Source organism: Rhizobium sp. O111 (assembly GCF_055616315.1).
The window spans coordinates 2,178,564-2,193,536 of record NZ_JBSHXL010000001.1 but is presented as its reverse complement, the minus strand read 5'-3'; the positions used below and the strand labels follow the sequence as shown (position 1 = coordinate 2,193,536).

Sequence of the window (14,973 nt, the reverse complement as noted above, 5' to 3'; positions counted from 1 at the left end):
AAGATTTTCCGCCGGGCCGGATTGCCTGGCGGTCATGCACGCGCTCAGTCCGGTCTCAGCCGATTCAGAGCTTCTTCGAACGCCGTCTCTCCGCGGCGCGAAGTGCTGGCGATGCGGCCGCCATCGAGCGTGGCGATCACATCAGCGATCTCCGCCTCACGGCGGATATGGGTGGCGATAACGAGCGAGCGAGCGTTCGCCCTCTCGCACAGGCGGGCCATGACATCGAGTGCTGTGGCGCGGTCGAGGCCCTCGGTCGGCTCGTCGAGCAGCCAGAGCGGCGTGTCGCGCAGGAAGAGGCGGGCAAGCGCCAGCCGGCGCGACTGGCCGCCCGAGAGGCCCATGCCGCCTTCGCCGAGACGGGTGTCGAGGCCATCGGGCAGGGCGGCGATATCGGCGAGAAGGCCGGCGGCGGCGAGTGCTGCCTTGAGATCGCTTGCCGTGGCATCAGGCCAGGCCAGACGCAGATTGCCGGCGACCGTGTCCTGGAAGAGTTCGGTGCGCTGGGTCAGCAGGGTTGCCGTGTCGTTGGCGACCGTGCCCTCGAGCGGTTCGATCTCTGCAGCGAGCAAGGCCAGCAGCGTCGACTTCCCGGCACCGCTGGTGCCGATGACCGCAAGCTTTTCGCCCGTTTTCAGCGCGAGGTTGATGTCGACGAGAACAGGCGCTGCGGCTGCGTCATAGGCGGCGTTGACGCCGGTGAGTTGGGCTGCCAGGTCGGCGGCCGGGGCCGGGTGTTGACGTGCGGATGCCTCGTGGGCGAGGCGCGGGCCGATGCGCTTTGCCGCCAGCAGCGTGCGCCCGAGTTCCAGCGCACCGCGACGCAACGCGCCGAAGGGTTCGACAGCGGCGAAGGCGATCAGGATGCCGAGGGCGGCAACCGGTGCGGTGATCGTGCCGGCGCCGGCCAGCGCCGCGACGGCCAGCAACGAGCCCGTTAGAAGGAGTGTCGAGGCGATGCCGAAGCCGAAGGTAACAGTGCTTTCGATCCGGTTCAGCTTGTTGTCGGCATTGGCCGAATAGAGATTGGCGGCGGCTATGGCTGCCGCTTGCGTCTCGATCCTGCCTGCCATCAAGAGGTCCGACTGACCGGCGACGAGATCGATGGTGCGGGCGCGCAGCGCCTCGATGCCATGGGCGCGGCGCCGGGCATGGGTGGCGGCAAGGCGGCCGGCGCAAAGGGGGATGCCGAGGCCGGCGACGATGAGGAGCATTGCCGCCGAGACGCCGAACAGAGGATGCATCAGGCCGAGCGCGATGCCTGTGGCGATGGCGGCGAGGATTGCGACGCCTGCGGGTAACAGCACGCGGAGATAGAGAGAATCGAGAGCATCGATGTCGCCGGTCAGGCGAAAGAGCAGTCGGGCCGGGCGTCTTGCGAGGTCACGGGCAGCACCGGCCTGCGCCCAGCCGCGAAACAGGCGTTCGCGCAGGGCGGCGAGCACGGCGAGCGTCGCGTCATGCGTCGTCAGCCGCTCGCCATAGCGCGAGGCGGTGCGGCCGATCGCCAGCAGGCGGATGCCTGCCGAGGGAGCGAAGACATCGAAGGTGATGGCGGTTGCAGCCGATGCGCCTGCGATCGCCGTTGCCGTGATGAACCAGCCGGAGAGGCCGAGCAGCGCGATGCCGGCACCGGCCGTCGCGGCCGACATGACGGCGCCCAGCAGCAGGCCGCGCTTCTTCTCCCTGGCGAAGAGCTTGAGGATGGGCTTCAGATCGGTCAGCGACGCGCTCATTCGGCGGCCTCCCGTGCGAGTTCCGGATTGAGATGGATCGTCCTGCCCATGCGAGCGGCAAGGCGGGGATCGTGGGTGGCGACGAGCAAGGTCTTGCCTTTGGCAAGCGCAAGCAGGCTCTCGGTGATGTCGTCGGCGGTTGCGCTGTCGAGATGAGCGGTCGGTTCGTCGGCGAGGACGATCAGCATCTCGGGGTCCACGGCAGCGCGGGCGATGGCGAGCCGCAGCGCCTCGCCGCCCGCCAGGCCGGCTCCGCTATCGCCGAGCGGACGGTTGCGGTAGGCGCTTGTGAGCCGTCCGAGCCGGGCGGCTTCGAGTGCGGCGGCGGCCTGTTGAGTGGAGACCTGCGGCCGGCCGAGCGTGACGTTGCGGGTGATGCTGCCGGCGAAGATATGCGGCTTCTGACCGATCCAGGCGATGCGTGTCCGCGACGATTGACCGGCCGGTTGCCCGCCGATCTCGACGCGGCCGCTTTCGCAAGGTGCCAGGCCGGCGGCGAGCGCCAGCAGTGTCGACTTGCCCGAGCCGCTTGGGCCCAGCAGCGCGACGTGTTCGCCGGCGCGGATATGGAGATCGAAGTCCTCGATGGCCGAGGTATCGCTGCCGGGATAGCGGAAGGTGGCGGTGTGGAAGCGGATATCCGCGCCAAGGGGGCCTTGAGCGGCCTCTCCCTGCGGCAGCAGCATCCCGTCTTCGCTGAGCGCATCGAGCACCTTCATCGCCGCTTCGCCCGAGGCGCGGTCGTGCCAGACGGCCGAGAGTTCGCGCAGCGGCTCGAAGAAGGCGGGTGCGAGCAGCAGCACGAAGAGGCCTGATGTCAGGTCCAGGCCGCCAGTCCAGGCGCCGAAGCGGATCTCGCCGAGCAGCGAGAAGCCGACATAGACGGCGACCATGGCGACGCCGAGCGCGGCGAAGAGTTCGAGAACCGCCGACGACAGGAAGGCGATGCGCAGCACGGCCATGGTCCGGGTCTTCAGGTCCTCGGCATCGGCGCGAAGGCGCGTTGCCGTGGCATCGACGGCATCAAGCGCGCGGATGGTGGCAAGGCCGCGCAGGCGATCGAGCAGGAAGCCGTTGAGGCCGCCGGTCGCGGCCAGCTGCTTTTCGCTGGCTGCCTGCGCGCGCCAGCCGATCAGCGCCATGAAGACGGGGATGAGGGGCATGGCGAAAAGCAGCACGAGGGCTGCAATCCAAGAGATCGGGAAGACGCAGGCGAGGATGACCATAGGCACGGCGCTGGCCTTGAGGCGGGCCGGCTGGAAACGTGCGAGATAGGGGACGATGAGTTCGGCCTGTTCGCCGACGATGCTGGCGACCTCGCCCGATGTCTGGCGGGTGCTGTCGACCGGCGACCGGCGCGCAAGGGCCGCGACCGCGCGGGCACGCCTCAGGGTGAGTTCGGACCGGGCGGCGCGGAAGGCGAGGCGGCCTCCTGCCGCTTCGAGACAGCTTTTTAAGACACCGAGCAAGGCGATGATGATCGCCGGCCAGATGACGGCCTCGACCCCGCCGCCATTGGCGATGCGGCCGATAGCGACGGAGAGAAGACCGGCCTGCGGGATCCAGAGAAGGGCGGCAAGCGTCTGGACCAGCGCCGCGTTCCGCAGGCCAGACGGTTGGCGGGCGCGCTTGCGCCGTCCGTCGCGGGCCTTATCTTGCTTGGCATCGAGAAAGGCACTGGTCATGGCGCTAACTCTTGTTCGCAGGATTGGGACGGCGGCCACGGCCGAGCGAGATGACCCGGTCCTTGGCCTCAAGCAGCTTCGTCACTTTCGCGCCTAGCGAGAGTAGCGTTGCAAGCCTTTCTGTTTCAAGTTGTTTCACATCGTCATACCAATGTGTCAGCTGTTCAATCAGTGCATGCATTTCGCTCATGCGTTCCTGGGCATGACGCTCGGCCTCGCTTGCCGGCCGCTGCATCAGGATTTCGCGCAATACCGATAGCGTCGGATCGACCTCGCGCTTCTTGCGTTCCTCGGCGAGCGTGCGCAGGATCAGCCAGACGTCGTCGGGCGTGGTGAAGAAGTCGCGGCGGTCGTCCGGCCGGTGCCTGAGCAGCACGAGGTTCCAGGTCTGCAATTCGCGCAGGCTCATCGAGACGTTCGAGCGCGAGATGCCGAGCGCGTCGGCGATCTCCTCGGCGCAGAGCGGCTGCGGGGAGACGTAGAGCAGCGCGTAAATCTGGCTCACCGTCCTGTTGATGCCCCAGCGCGAGCCCATCTCACCGAAGTGCAGGACGAAGGATTGGACGAGCGGCGCAAGGTTCATCATCTGGTTTCCGTTATGTCTGTGATTTCAGAAATTTCTGAAATCACTATAACTGGCAGTGCATGGCTAACAATCGGCAAGCCGGGGCTGCGACAATTGGCGCCGGATTTGACGATAGTCAGCTTTTCGCGCGAGTTTATTGATTCAGATCAAATGGCCGAGGAATGTTTGGCCTTGCCCTCAGCGAGGTAGCGATCGAACTTGGCGGCGATGGTGCGCACGAAGGGGCGGCCTTCATCGGTAACCACGAACCGGTCGCCGTCGAAGGAGACGAAGCCATCCTCGTTGAAGCTCGCATGCAGGGCGTCGTTGCAGGCATCGTCGGCGGCCTTGCCGAAGCGGGCGCGCAGCTCGGTGACCGAGAAGGCGTATTGGCACATCAGCTCCTCGATCGCCTGCGCGCTGGCGCGGTCGGCATCCGAGAGCGCGAAACCCCGGGCCACGGGAAGGCGGCCTTCCGAGATCGCCCGGCAATATTGTCCCGTTGCGACGATGTTCTGGACATAACCCTCAGGCAGCTTGCCGATCGAGGAGGCGCCAAGGCCGATCAGCGTATCGGCGCCATCGGTCGTGTAGCCCTGGAAGTTGCGCCTCAACGCGCCGTCGCGCAGCTTGCGGGCCATGCTGTCGTCGGGCTTCGCGAAGTGGTCGATGCCGACGGCGTCATAGCCTGCTGCAAGGATGGTGTTAGCACCGGCTGCGGCCATCGCGAAACGGTCGGCGGGGCCGGCGAGCGTTGCGGTATCGATCACCGACTGGTGCTTCTTGACCCAGGGGACGTGCGCGTAGCCAAACATGGCGATGCGATCCGGCTGCATCGACAGCGACAGCTCGATCGTGCGCAGCAGCATGTCACGATCCTGATGCGGCAGGCCATATACGATGTCGAGATTGATCGAGCCGATGCCGAGCTCGCGCAAGGTCCGCACGACCATCGCTGTCTGCTCGAAGCTCTGCGGCCGGTTGATCGCGGTCTGGACGATCGGCTCGAAATCCTGCACGCCGACGCTTGCCCGCGTCATGCCAAAATCGCGCCAGGCCCTCAGCTTCTCTGCATCGACATGCATCGGGTCGATCTCGACGCTGATCTCGCAATCCGGGCCGATGTCGAAATGGGCGTCGAGCGTGGCGCGCAGGTGCATGAGGTCGGCGGGGCTGACGATCGTCGGCGAGCCGCCGCCGAAATGGATGGCTGCGACCTTTCGCCGTAGCGGGAGATATGTCGCAACGAGCGCGATCTCGCTATTCAAGGCTTCCAGGTAGGTCGCGATGGGGTCGTAGCGGCGCACCTGCTTGGTATGGCAACCGCAGTAGAAACAGAGCCGGTCGCAGAACGGAATATGCACGTATAGCGATAGTGAGCCTTGCGAATTTGCTTCGAGCCACTGCCGGTAATCCGGCTCGCCGACGCCCTCGTGGAAGTGCGGCGCGGTCGGATAGCTGGTGTAGCGGGGGACGGGGGCGGAATAGCGGGCGATGAGATCGGCGTTCATGAGCGTGTCCTTTCAAGGACCGAAATAATGGGGGTTTTCGATGACTGCCTTGATCTCGATCAAGAAAACGCTGTTCTCCGAAGATGAGCTTGGCTATGCTTCAGGCGGAGCCGGGTGTATGCGAAAAGATATACATAATTCTAATATTCCAGTACGTTGCGTCAGTTGCGAGGTCCGCCACAAGGGGATGTGCGGGGCGCTGACGTCTGACGAATTGCTGTTGCTGTCGGCCCATACGCGGCTGGTCACGCATGATGCCGGCGAGGAACTGGCCGGCGAAAAGATGCCCGTCGAATCCTACGCCACCGTCATCAGCGGCGTAGTGAAGCTGACGAAGACGCTCGAAGACGGACGCCAGCAGATCGTCGGCCTGCAGTTCGCGCCGGATTTCCTCGGCCGGTTGCATGCCAATGAAAACGGCGTCTCGGCGGAGGCCGCGTCCGACGTGCATCTCTGCCGGGTTCCGAAGGCCGCCATGGAGCGGCTGGTCAAGAGCACGCCGGCACTCGCTGAAAGGTTGATGGACCAGACGATGCGCGAGCTCGACGAAGCGCGCGACTGGATGGTGACGCTGGGGCGCAAGACGGCGGCGGAGAAGGTCGCGAGCTTCCTGTTTCTGATCGCGACTCATCTCGATCCCGAAGCGAAGGGCGATAGCCGTCGCTTCGACCTGCCGCTGTCGCGCGCCGATATCGCCGATTTTCTCGGGCTGACGATCGAGACGGTGTCGCGGCAGATGTCGAAGCTGAAGAGCGAAGGCGTCATCTCCATTGTTGCTAACAGGCATATCGAAGTGCCCAAGCTCTCCAAGCTCAAGGCTTGCTGCGGCGCCTGACGGCGTTCACCGCGCGCCCTGCGAATGCGTGTTGCCGAGGCGGGGTGTTTTGTGCAGGAGTGATGGTTTCAATCATTGATTTGAGAGCCTCCATGCCCGCCGCTGAAGCCAATCTCCTCGTCTCCCGCCTGTCCCCGCCGCCCATCCCATCGGTGCTTGCCTGGGCACGCGAGTACAAGGGCGCCAAGGGGCCGCTGGTCGATCTCTCGCAGGCGGTTCCGGGCTATCCCGCGCATCCCGAGATGCTGCGGCTGCTGGGTGAGGCGGCGTCATCGCCCGCGACAACCGGCTACGGACCGATCGAGGGCGAGAGCGTGCTGCGCGAGGCCTATGCCCGGCAAATGTCCGAGGTCTATGGCGCGCCGGTCGCTGCCCGTAACGTCCAGATCACCGCCGGCTGCAACCAGGCCTTCATGGCCGCCGCCATCGCGCTTGCCAGGGCTGGGGACAGCGTGGCGCTGACCAATCCCTTCTATTTCAACCAGGAAACGACGCTGTCGATGCTCGGGATCAACAGGGTGCTGGTCGAATGCGATGCCGGGAACGGCTTCCTGCCCGATGTCGCCTCGGCCGAGAAGGCGCTCGCCTCGGGCGCCAAGGTGCTGGCGATCGTGACGCCGAACAACCCGACGGGAGCGATCTATCCGCCGGAACTGTTGCGTTCGCTGTTCGACCTCTGCCGCAGCCATGGGGCGTGGCTGATCGTCGACGAGACTTACCGCGACTTCCTGCCGGAGGACTATGGCGCGCCGCATCCGCTGCTTTCGATCCCCGGCTGGGAGGAGACGCTGATCCTGCTCTACAGCTTCTCCAAATCCTTCTGCATTCCCGGACACCGGCTGGGCGCGATCACCGCCGGGGAGCGTGTCATCACCGAGATCGTCAAGGTGATGGACAACATGCAGATCTGCGCGCCGAGGGCTGCGCAGGTGGCGGTTGCCGAGGCGATGCCTGTTCTGGCCGACTGGCGGGCCGCGAACCGGCTGGAGATCACCCGCCGGGCCGATGCGCTGCGGGCGGTGATGGCGGAACTGCCCGGCTGGGAGATCGGCGCGCTTGGTGCTTACTTCGCGTTTATCCGGCATCCGTTCGAGGATCTGAGTTCGTCCGAGGTTGCCGAGCGGCTCGCCAAGGAGGCGGGCGTGGTTTGCCTGCCGGGGAGCTATTTCGGGGTGGGGCAGGAGCGGTATCTGCGGTTGGCGTTTGCCAATGCGGATGCGTTGTCGATCGGGCGGTTGGTGGAGCGGTTGCGCTGACGTTGCCCTAGGTGGGGCGCGCTAGAGATTGGGCGTGGTGCCGTGTGATACCCCCCTCTGCCCTGCCGGGCATCTCCCCCACAGGTGGGGAGATTGGCTGGGGGCAGCCGCTCGCTCCACCTTCATTGTTTGATTGGGGAGCAAGCCACGAGTCGATCTCCCCCCTTGTGGGGGAGATGCCCGGCAGGGCAGAGGGGGTTAACGCAAGGCAAAACCTCTCTTTAGGCACCTCACAGCCGTATGCTATGTTTCAGCACACGACGCGTCATCACAGAGGTCCCCATGCCCCGATTTCTTGCCGTCTACACCATGAAGCACGAGGATTTCGACGCTTTCCGGCGTCTTCCCAAATCCGAGCAAGACGCCATCGATGCCAAAGGTGTGCCGCTGTGGATGGCCTGGGAGGAGCGGAACGCCGCGGCCATTCTCGATCGCGGCGGCATGGTGGGGAAGACGACGCGGATCAACAAGGATGGCATCGCGGCGGCTTCCAATGCGCTCTGCGGCTATCTTGTCGTCGAGGCGGAAAACGCCGAGGCCGCGGCACGGCTTTTCCTCGACCATCCCCATATCACCGTCTTTCCTGGCGATGGCGTGGATATCATGCCGTTCGTGACCTGATGTCGTTGCAGGTTTTGATCTAGGCGATCATCGCCCGATCATCCGGAAAGTCTCGCAGCGCCGGCGTCCTGTTGATCGCGCCGCGGGTTCTATTACGCCCCGCGCTCTTGGCTTCGTAAAGCAGCTTGTCGGCCAGTTCATAGAGCGTTGCGAAATCCTCATCGCCGACGATGCCAGTCACGCCCATGCTCGCGGTCACCGGCCGTTTGAGGCCCGGTACCGTCCGGGCGACGATGGCGGGAATGGCCTGGCGGCGCAGTTCAGCCTGGGTGTCGGCGTCCTCGCCGCGCAGGAGAAGTACGAATTCCTCGCCGCCGAGGCGGTAGGCGCGAACGATCGGGCCGGGCTGGAGCGCCTTAGCGACGGCCTTCAGCACCTCGTCGCCGACGCTGTGGCCGTTGATGTCGTTGATCGCCTTGAAATGATCGATGTCGATAACGGCAAGGGCCACGAAGCCTTTGGCTCGGAGCTGCTCGAATTGTTGTTCGATCGCACGCCGGTTCAGCAATCCGGTCAGCGGGTCGGTTTCGGACAGGCGTTCGAGCAGTTCGGCGTCATTGCGGGCGCCGTCGCGCTCGCGCTTCATGGTGACGAAGCGCTCGGCCACGCCAAGCGTCGTGAACACGACCTCGCACATGCAGCCGATATAGAAGAGCAGGGTGGCGTCGGTGCTGTGCAGCCAGGGAACGATACCCGTCACCAGACGGATCAAGCCGACCACGACCATCGGCGTGTAACCGACCGCCTGGAACCGCGCGGCGCGGCTTCCGCGACGTAGCGCATCGATCATCGACAGGATGAAGATCGCAAGCACCGGCGCGAAGGCGGCCGTATAGGCGCTCGACTGAATGGGGCGGGCGACGAAGGGGAAGGCGGCGTGAAAGACGCTCAGCGCTATCGCCCATGCCGCGCAATAGGGGAGTACGCGGCGCAAAAGCGGATGCATCAGGCCGGGCTCGACGAAGCTATAGGTGAACATCGCTCCCGACGCGATGGTCATGCCGAAGATCACCGTCGTCATCCAGCTCAGGGTCATCGCCGGCGGATCGAAGAGCATGACTGCCAGGCCGGATGTTACCAGAATGGTCATCAGCAGCGAGAATGTCAGCGCCGAGTGCCAGAGAACGAAGGGTTCTCGCAGCGCCCGGTAGAAGGCCGCATTGAAAATCAAGGGCATGACGAGCATGCCGGCAAGGCCTGCCAGCACAAGCATCAAGCGCATGTCGCCGATGCCGCCGGCCGCGTCCGTCGGCGCCAGATAGGCGCGCTCCAGCGTCATCCGGTGGCTTGGGAGGTCGATCACGGCGATCACCTGCCGCGTCTCGCGTGTCACATCGGGCAGGGGCGCCTTGAAATAGCCGCCGGCCATCGAGCTTGCGAGTGCTGCGGCGGGAATGCTGTCCTGGCGGATCGCGCCATCGCGATCAATGGCAATGAGATGCACCGCCTGAAGTGCCGCGCGCCTGGAGAGCAGATAGTGGGGAAGGGGCGCGCCCGCGTTGATATCGAAGCGCAGCAGCACTCGCTCGGCATCGATGGAGCGGGCTTGGTCGCCGCAGGACCATCGATCCTGGTTCCTGGCGATCGCGACCACGTCTTCAGACAGGCTGGCGGATGCCCAGCAGGAACTGCGTGTCTCGAAAGAATCCGCCGGGGCAGCCGATGCGGCGCTGAATTGCAGCAGCATCACCAGGAACAGAAGGGCCGCCGGAAGGCTATTTCGAAATCCACTCGAAGTCATGGCTTTAGCCTAGGGCGGAAAGCTTTTGATGCCGTTAATCGGAGCCATCGACTTGGCGGAGCGGTCGATCACGTTATTGGGAGGGCGAGCAATCAGTCGTTAACACCGCCCCAACAAATGGCCTCGCCGGGATCGCCAAGCAATGTCACAATCCTGTTCGATTTGATGTTTAGAGCGCAGGAATCGGCACAGAGGATCGTCGGATGGCAGAAGAGAAGTCGCTTGAGTTCGCCGGTGGGATCGTGGATTTCGATGCCGGGCACGGCGAGGCCGCCACCGTCGAGATGAAGGACTACAGCGACAGTCTGGAACGGGCCAAGGCGAAGTCCGTGCGCCTCGTCGATGCGATCACCGGCGCTGCGCTCAAGAAGAAGGACGCCATCCACTTCGACGATCTGCGCCCTGCGCTGGCCGAGTTCATGCGGCAAAAGCATCCGGGGCTGCACTCGGATGACTACATCAATCGCAAGGTGGTGGACGATTATCGCGGCCAGTACATCGCCGAATTGTTGCGCGACGAACGCGGCGAGCTCTCCAACCTCGAGGACGAGGTCGTCGAAAGCCTTCGCAGCCACGATACGCTGGCCGAAAACATCGAAGAGGACTACGAAGAGCATCGCTCGATCGGCGACCGCGTGGCAGATGTCGTCGCCACTTTCGGCGGCAGTTGGACCTTCATCATCTCCTTCTGTCTTTTCCTGGCCGTCTGGATGGGCATCAATCTCCTGATGGGCGAGCGGCAGGCCTTCGACGCCTATCCCTTCATCCTGCTCAACCTCATCCTCTCGACCATCGCCGCCCTGCAGGCGCCGATCATCATGATGAGCCAGCGGCGCCAGGAATCGAAGGATCGCCTGCGCGCGCTCAACGACTACAAGGTCAACCTGAAGGCCGAACTGGAAATCCGCCATCTGCACGAAAAGGTCGACCATCTTCTGAACCGACAGTGGGAGCGGCTGACCGAAATCCAGCAGATCCAGATCGAGATGATGCTGGAGCAAGCCAAGGCCGCCAACCGCGCGCTGAAGCTCAGCAAGGCGCAGAAGACCAAGACCAGTGCCTTGAAAAACCTCTTCAGCGCCGCGCCGAAGACGGACGAGGCGGACGGCTAGCGCGGAGTGCCGCCGGCGTGATCCTCATTGTAGAAGTGCCCCAAAATAGCCTATAAGATTCCGCTAGATAGCTGCTCCTGATGGCTCAACATCAGGTGGCGTTTTCGATGCTGATAACGGCAAATTGTGGGAGGAATAGACGATGAAAACGGTTATCATTGCAGCAGCCTTGATCCTGTCGGCCGCGACGGCTCATGCCGCCGATACATGCGCCTCCAAGGCAGTCGACAAGAACGGCAAGCCGCTGGCCGGCGCCGCCCTCACGTCGTCGATGAACAAGTGCCAGAAGGACGCCGCCGCCGCTTGCGACATGTCCGCCAAGGACAAGAACGGCAAGGCGCTGGCAGGTGCCGCGAAGACCGCCTACACCAAGAAATGCGTCAGCGATGCCGTCGGCGGCTGATGCTGTCTGAGACGAGCACGACCGCTATCGGTCGCGGGCCGCTTAGATTTGGCCGGTTATCGGGCGCGTTTGTCTAGCGGTGATCTGATCGCTGGAAGATGTGGGCTGCGGATATGCGGGTTGTCCGGATCGTCGGGCTGACCAAGGCGCTGAGGTTTTCGATCAGCGCTTTGGCTATCTTTGGCTGCTTTTCTGGAGCCAAAGCCAGAAAGGGCGAGAGGCTGCGATGAAGGGCGACGAAGCGCTCGACACTGTAGTCCTCGGCTGTCTCCACGTGGCAGAAGAGCTTTTCGGTAAAAACTGCCTTCTGTAGCGGCTTGGCAAGTTTCCAAAACACATGGGCAACCTCGTCGCGGGATTGCCGCTCGATCGGCTGCGGGTAGCCCGAGCGCCGGAATGCCTCGTCAACGGCCTCGACCTGCTGCGCGACGGGCTGGGGTTCCTTGTTCCACAACAGCACGACAAATCCGTGCGGCGCGAGCAATTCCTCGATCCGCTGGACACCGCGCTTCTGATCGACCCAGTGAAACGAGGATGCCGCGAGAACGATATCGAACGGACCGGCGAGATCGGCCTGTTCCAGCGTGCTCGTCTGGAAGCTGATATCCGGAAAACGAGCCAGAACGTCACGGGCAATAGTGACGAAGTCGGCGTTCGGTTCGACACAGGTAAATCGGCCGCCCAAGGCGGCGAAGTCCTGCGTGGCCGTGCCGGGGCCGCTGCCGATTTCGAGGACACGGCTGTCTTGCCGCCACTCCGCGGCCGCTGCCGACGCGGTTATCAGGGCGGGAGGATAGCGTGGTCGCCCTTCGACATAAAACCGTGCGCCGTTGGAATACCAGCACGCCTTTTCGGAGTCGGTCTGTTCGTCGTAGATCGCCATGTTTGATCCTCCGCGTTGGGGATGCGGATAAGGTAGTTCACGAGTTGATCCTGGCTATATTGGTTCTTTGATCTCAGGCAAGTCAGGTCTTAAACCCCTTGGAAATTCCGCGAACTCAAGACAAGATCGTCTCGCTTCAAATTTGGGGAGAGACTTCGATGGAAGGCCATGAGCCATTTTTACGTGAGGCGATTGCGCTCTCAATATCCGCGATGGAGCGCGGCGATGAGCCGTTTGGTTCGGTGCTGGTGAGGGAGGGTGAGGTCATCCTGCGCGCCGAAAACAGTGTCTTCACCGGCCACGACATGACGAACCACGCCGAGATGAACCTGGTCAAGCTGGCGGCGCAGCACTACGACACCGCTTTCCTCGCTGACTGCACGCTCTATACGAGCACGGAGCCGTGCGCGATGTGCGCCGGCGCGATCTATTGGTCGGGCATCGGCCGCATGGTGTTTGCATGCTCGGAAGTCCGGCTTGGAGAGATCGCCGGGATCGGGCTGAACCTGCCGAGCCGGGCGGTCTTGCAAACTGGCGCGCGGATCGTCGAAGTCGTTGGCCCAACGGATCTAGAAGATGAGGCTGCGGACGTGCATCAGCGGTTCTGGCCGAAGCATCTGGGCAAGGGCTGAGGTTTCGCAGACCAGGCAGCAAGGCCCGCTCTCGCGGGCCCTGCATCCTCAATCTACCCTTACACCACCACCGTCAGCGGCGGGATGCGCTTGTCGGGGGCGCTGTCCTGCTCTTGCGCGGCCAGGAGGTTGAGCTCGCGGCGTTCGCGTTCGGAGACGATCGCGAGGTCGATGACCTTCTGCAGGTTGGCGGCGTGGCGGAAGGTGGGGTCGTCCTGTTTGCCGGTGCGTACGGCCTCGGCGAAGCGCTGGTAGTTGGTCAGCACTGGCGGCACCTCGATGTCGCGCCAGGTGGCGCTTTCGATATCGTCGCCGAAGCAGCCGCGGAGATCCGAGCCATCGGGGCGATGGGTGACCTCGAGGCTGCCCTTTTCGCCGTAGATGCGCAGCTTCAGCTCGTTGAGGTGGCCGGTCGCCCAGCGCGTGGCGTGGATGACGCCGAGCGCGCCGTTGGTGAAGTCGACAGACATGGTGAAGCTGTCGTTGGCATCCAGCAGATATTCGCCGATCTGGCCGCCCGGCGCCTTGTTGAATGTCTTCAGGCGGGCGAAGACGTGGTCGATGTCGGTGGCAGCGCCATAGGCCGCGAAGTCTAGGATGTGGATGCCGACATCGCCGAGCACGCCGTTGGAGCCGTGGCCGGTGGACAGGCGCCACAGCCAGCGCGATTCCGTGCGCCAGTCGCCCCATGCGCGGGACACGAGCCAGCTCTGGAGATAGGAGGCCTCGACGTGCCTGATGGTGCCGAGTTCGCCAGCCAGCACCATCTCGCGGGCGCGCTGCAGGGGCGCGACGTTGCGGTATGTCAGGTTGACCATGTTGATGACGCCGGCGGCTTCCGCCGCTTCCGTCATCTCCAGGGCGTGGTCGTAATGCTCGGCCAGCGGCTTTTCGCAGAAGACGTGCTTGCCGGCCGCGATCAGCGCCAGGCTGGTCGCGTAGTGGATGCGATCAGGCGTGACGTTGGTGGCGCTGTCGAATTCGCCCCATTCGATTGCTTCTTCCAACGTGCGGAAGCGCTTTTCGATGTGGAAGTGATCGGCGAATTCGGTCAGCCGTGCGAGATCCGTATCGACGGCGCCGACAACCTCGACGCCATCGATGGCGAGAAAATTGGCGACCTGGTTTTTGGCCATGACGCCCGTGCCAAGAACGAGTAGACGCATTGCTGTTCTCCTCAGCGGTAACCGGCTTCGCCGGCCTGGTGCAGTCTCGGGCCGCGTTCGGTGATCGGCTCCAGCGCCTTCTCGACCGGGACATTCGGGGCATCGGTGATGCTCTTCAGGTCGCCCTCGGGATTATAAGCCCATTTGACGCCGTTGATCAGCACCTTCTGGACGTTGGCGTCGTGGTAGGTCGGATAGGTCTCGTGGCCCGGGCGGAAGTAGAAGATGTTGCCGGCGCCGCGGCGCCAGGTCAGCCCCGAGCGGAAGACTTCGCCGCCCTGGAACCAGGAGATGAAGACGGTTTCGAGCGGCTCCGGAACGGAGAACTGCTCGCCGTACATCTCTTCGTTTTCGAGCACGAAGTTCTCGCCGATGCCGGCCGCGATCGGGTGGCGCTGGTTGATCGTCCACAGACGCTCGCGCTCGCCGGCCTCGCGCCACTTCAGCGCGCAGGGTGTGCCCATCAGGCGCTTGAAGATCTTCGAGAAGTGGCCGGAATGCAGGACGAGCAGGCCCATGCCTTCCCAGACGCGCTTGGCGACGCGCTCGACGACGACGTCGGAGACGGCGCCGTGGTCCTTGTGGCCCCACCAGGTCAGCACGTCGGTTTCGGCGAGACGCGCTTCGGTGAGGCCGTGTTCCGGCTCCTGCAGCGTCGCCGTCGTGGCGCTGATATCAGGATCGGTGTTCAGCGCGTTGGCGATCGTCGTGTGCATGCCATCGGGATAGATGCCGCGGACGATCTCGTTGGTGTTCTCGTGGATGTTTTCACCCCATACGATGGTGCGAATAGCCAAAGTCATGCTCCTTCATGCGCGTGGTGGATC

Annotated in this window: 14 protein-coding genes and 1 pseudogene; 6 read left to right on the top strand and 9 right to left on the bottom strand. The window is 63.9% G+C overall.

All coding sequences use genetic code 11. The features are described 5' to 3' along the window. Positions 1-44: 44 nt before the first annotated feature. The 4 genes from ACVTFQ_RS11195 to hemN all read right to left on the bottom strand — a co-directional run bounded on the left by ACVTFQ_RS11195 (position 45) and on the right by hemN (position 5,497). On the bottom strand, positions 45-1,736 hold the full coding sequence (locus tag ACVTFQ_RS11195; RefSeq protein ID WP_111562171.1) for an amino acid ABC transporter ATP-binding/permease protein: 1,692 nt from the start codon (positions 1,734-1,736) through the stop codon (positions 45-47). Then, positions 1,733-3,421: a thiol reductant ABC exporter subunit CydD gene (gene cydD, locus ACVTFQ_RS11190; RefSeq protein WP_470423892.1), complete on the bottom strand. Its 1,689-nt coding sequence runs from the start codon at positions 3,419-3,421 to the stop codon at positions 1,733-1,735. The genes ACVTFQ_RS11195 and cydD overlap by 4 nt, the downstream gene beginning before the upstream one ends. A gap of 4 nt (positions 3,422-3,425) precedes the next feature. After that, positions 3,426-4,004 carry a GbsR/MarR family transcriptional regulator gene (locus ACVTFQ_RS11185; protein WP_047506429.1) on the bottom strand — a complete coding sequence of 193 codons (579 nt, stop codon included), beginning with the start codon at positions 4,002-4,004 and terminating at the stop codon, positions 3,426-3,428. Between the two features lie 149 nt (positions 4,005-4,153). Continuing rightward, complete coding sequence (gene hemN, locus ACVTFQ_RS11180) at positions 4,154-5,497, bottom strand: oxygen-independent coproporphyrinogen III oxidase (RefSeq protein WP_112437422.1); 1,344 nt, start codon at positions 5,495-5,497, stop codon at positions 4,154-4,156. Between the two features lie 118 nt (positions 5,498-5,615). Between hemN and ACVTFQ_RS11175 the strand changes: the two genes are divergently transcribed. Beyond that, the gene (locus ACVTFQ_RS11175) at positions 5,616-6,332 is read left to right on the top strand and encodes a Crp/Fnr family transcriptional regulator (protein WP_210208044.1); all 717 of its coding nucleotides are present in this window, start codon (positions 5,616-5,618) and stop codon (positions 6,330-6,332) included. 92 nt (positions 6,333-6,424) lie between these two features. Next, complete coding sequence (locus tag ACVTFQ_RS11170) at positions 6,425-7,588, top strand: aminotransferase (RefSeq protein WP_111562167.1); 1,164 nt, start codon at positions 6,425-6,427, stop codon at positions 7,586-7,588. 49 nt (positions 7,589-7,637) lie between these two features. On the opposite strand, the pseudogene ACVTFQ_RS11165 reads toward ACVTFQ_RS11170, so the two are convergent. Next, positions 7,638-7,793: pseudogene (locus ACVTFQ_RS11165) on the bottom strand (bifunctional diaminohydroxyphosphoribosylaminopyrimidine deaminase/5-amino-6-(5-phosphoribosylamino)uracil reductase RibD); the annotation flags it as partial. A gap of 77 nt (positions 7,794-7,870) precedes the next feature. Between ACVTFQ_RS11165 and ACVTFQ_RS11160 the strand changes: the two are divergent. Then, positions 7,871-8,209: a hypothetical protein gene (locus ACVTFQ_RS11160; RefSeq protein ID WP_162718235.1), complete on the top strand. Its 339-nt coding sequence runs from the start codon at positions 7,871-7,873 to the stop codon at positions 8,207-8,209. 19 nt (positions 8,210-8,228) lie between these two features. Here ACVTFQ_RS11160 and ACVTFQ_RS11155 read toward each other — a convergent pair whose 3' ends face one another. Further along, complete coding sequence (locus ACVTFQ_RS11155) at positions 8,229-9,950, bottom strand: GGDEF domain-containing protein (RefSeq protein ID WP_313760701.1); 1,722 nt, start codon at positions 9,948-9,950, stop codon at positions 8,229-8,231. Positions 9,951-10,153: 203 nt separating this feature from the next. Here ACVTFQ_RS11155 and ACVTFQ_RS11150 point away from each other — a divergent pair, with 203 nt between their 5' ends. Together ACVTFQ_RS11150 and ACVTFQ_RS11145 are read left to right on the top strand one after the other, a co-directional pair. Beyond that, entirely contained in the window at positions 10,154-11,062 is a 909-nt protein-coding gene (locus ACVTFQ_RS11150; RefSeq protein ID WP_047505933.1) for a DUF1003 domain-containing protein, read from the top strand. A gap of 142 nt (positions 11,063-11,204) precedes the next feature. Next, complete coding sequence (locus ACVTFQ_RS11145) at positions 11,205-11,465, top strand: hypothetical protein (RefSeq protein WP_111562165.1); 261 nt, start codon at positions 11,205-11,207, stop codon at positions 11,463-11,465. Between the two features lie 73 nt (positions 11,466-11,538). Here the strand turns inward: ACVTFQ_RS11145 and ACVTFQ_RS11140 are convergent, their stop codons facing one another. Continuing rightward, positions 11,539-12,348 (bottom strand): class I SAM-dependent methyltransferase, encoded by an 810-nt coding sequence (locus tag ACVTFQ_RS11140; RefSeq protein WP_112437186.1) that lies wholly within the window; start codon positions 12,346-12,348, stop codon positions 11,539-11,541. A 158-nt stretch (positions 12,349-12,506) separates the two neighbouring features. Here ACVTFQ_RS11140 and ACVTFQ_RS11135 point away from each other — a divergent pair, with 158 nt between their 5' ends. Beyond that, complete coding sequence (locus ACVTFQ_RS11135) at positions 12,507-12,980, top strand: nucleoside deaminase (protein WP_112437187.1); 474 nt, start codon at positions 12,507-12,509, stop codon at positions 12,978-12,980. Between the two features lie 59 nt (positions 12,981-13,039). Here ACVTFQ_RS11135 and ACVTFQ_RS11130 read toward each other — a convergent pair whose 3' ends face one another. Both ACVTFQ_RS11130 and ACVTFQ_RS11125 read right to left on the bottom strand, forming a co-directional pair. After that, the gene (locus ACVTFQ_RS11130) at positions 13,040-14,146 is read right to left on the bottom strand and encodes a Gfo/Idh/MocA family protein (RefSeq protein ID WP_111562163.1); all 1,107 of its coding nucleotides are present in this window, start codon (positions 14,144-14,146) and stop codon (positions 13,040-13,042) included. 11 nt (positions 14,147-14,157) lie between these two features. Then, positions 14,158-14,943 (bottom strand): ThuA domain-containing protein, encoded by a 786-nt coding sequence (locus ACVTFQ_RS11125; protein WP_111562162.1) that lies wholly within the window; start codon positions 14,941-14,943, stop codon positions 14,158-14,160. Positions 14,944-14,973: the final 30 nt, after the last annotated feature.